Source organism: Streptomyces litchfieldiae (genome assembly GCF_031845365.1).
Taxonomy (GTDB): Bacteria; Actinomycetota; Actinomycetes; order Streptomycetales; family Streptomycetaceae; genus Streptomyces; species Streptomyces litchfieldiae.
On sequence record NZ_JAVREL010000104.1, the window covers coordinates 1 to 461 of the forward strand.

Annotated in this window: 1 protein-coding gene; it reads left to right on the forward strand. The window is 61.8% G+C overall.

The genetic code is table 11. The features are described from left to right. A partial coding sequence (locus RM590_RS35590) for an AarF/UbiB family protein (protein ID WP_311708953.1) occupies positions 1–461 on the forward strand: 461 nt, incomplete at both ends.

A 461-nucleotide genomic window follows, 5' to 3' on the forward strand; every position in this document is an offset into this window, starting at 1 on the left:
GCTTCGACGGAACCGAGCTGGTCAAGGCCCTTTTGTTCAGCGTGTTCGAAGGCGGTCTCAAACACGGCCTGTTCCACGGTGACCTGCACGCGGGCAACCTCTACGTCGACGACGACGGCAAGATCGTGTTCTTCGATTTCGGCATCATGGGCCGGATCGACCCCCGCACGCGCTGGTTGTTGCGCGAACTGGTCTATGCCCTGCTGGTCAAGAAGGACCACGCGGCGGCGGGCAAGATCGTGGTGCTGATGGGAGCCGTAGGAACGGTGAAACCCGAGGGCGAGGCCGCCAAGGACCTCGAGGCGTTTGCTACCCCGCTGACCATGAAGTCGCTGGGCGATATGTCATACGCCGAAATCGGCAGGCAGCTGTCGGCGCTGGCCGACGCCTACGACGTCAAGTTACCCCGTGAACTGGTGCTGATCGGCAAGCAGTTCCTCTACGTCGAGCGGTACATGAAG